The following is a 1,226-nucleotide window of genomic DNA, read 5'->3' on the forward strand; positions in this document are numbered from 1 at the left end:
GCTCCGCTCCGACATGCGCCGCTGCGCCGAGGCGGCCCGCGCCGAAGCCGAGAGCTGGCGCCCGCACTGGCGGGAGGAGGCGGTGGCCTTCTTCGAGGGTCTGCCGCCGGCGAACGTGGTGCCGGGCGGGTGACCCGGCCGGCCCGGTCCGGGCCGGGCGCGTGGGGACCGGGCCCGGACGGCGGGAGTTCAGCCCGCCGCGTCGTGGGCGAGGCGGGCGCCGGCGCGGACCAGCCACAGGCGGGCGTGCTCCCGGGCGGAGGCCGGGTCGCCCGCGAGCGCGGCGAGGGTCAGCACCCGGTCGTCGGCCGACTCGCCCGCGACGATCCGGGCGGGGACGCCGGCCCGGGCGGCCCGGGCGAGGACCTCGCCGACCGCCTTGCCGCGCAGGCTGGTCGCGTCGTACCGGCCCTCACCGGTGATCACCAGATCCGCCGCGGCGATGTCCCGGTCGAGGCGCAGGAGGTCGGCGACGGCGGCCGCGCCGGGGCGGATGACGGCGCCCCAGGCGGCCGCGAGGCCGTAGGCGGTGCCGCCCGCCGCACCGGCGCCGGGCTGCGCCGGGTCCGCGCCGAGGAGCGCGGCGAGCCGGGTGAGGCCCTGGTCGAGCAGGGCGACCTCGCTCGGGTCCGCGCCCTTCTGCGGGCCGTAGACGGCGGCGGCGCCGTCCGGGCCGAGCAGCGGATTCGTGACGTCGGTGAGCAGCACCACGCCCTCGGGCGGCGCCGGGCGCAGGCCCGTGGCGTCGACCCGGTGGGCCCGCGGCAGTGCTCCGCCGCCGTCGGGGAGCTCCCGGCCCCGCGCGTCGGTCAGCCGCAGGCCGAGCGCCGCGAGCAGGCCGCTGCCGCCGTCGGTGGAGGCGGAGCCGCCGAGGGCGACCGCCAGTCGGCGCGCGCCCGCGTCGAGGGCCGCCGCGACGGTCTCGCCGGTGCCTCGCGTGGTCGCGGTGAGCGGTGCGGGGCGGGACATCAGGGGCAGCCCGCTGGCGACGGCGAGTTCCACCAGCGCGGTGCCGTCGGGCAGGAGGGCGTACAGCCCGGTGACCGGCCGCCCGTCGGGGCCGGTGCGGCCGGGGACCTCGTGCTCGGTGGTGCCGGGCAGGGCGGCCGCGGGGGGGGGGGGGGTGGCCGCCCCGCCCGCCGGCCACGGGCGCCCCGGCAGCGACTCGCCCCCGCCCCCCCCGCCCCCCCCCCCGGGCCCCGCCCCCGCGGCGGCGGGGGCCGGGG

General features: G+C 82.8%; 1 protein-coding gene. It reads right to left on the reverse strand.

What is annotated here, in order from left to right:
- Nucleotides 1-189: 189 nt before the first annotated feature.
- The coding region (locus ACFWJ4_RS40220; protein ID WP_380554090.1) for a glycerate kinase at nucleotides 190-1,226 on the reverse strand (1,037 nt) is incomplete at its 5' end.

The sequence above is a fragment of the Kitasatospora sp. NPDC127067 genome (assembly GCF_042724755.1).
In the GTDB taxonomy this organism is placed as follows: Bacteria; Actinomycetota; Actinomycetes; order Streptomycetales; family Streptomycetaceae; genus Kitasatospora; species Kitasatospora lactacystinica.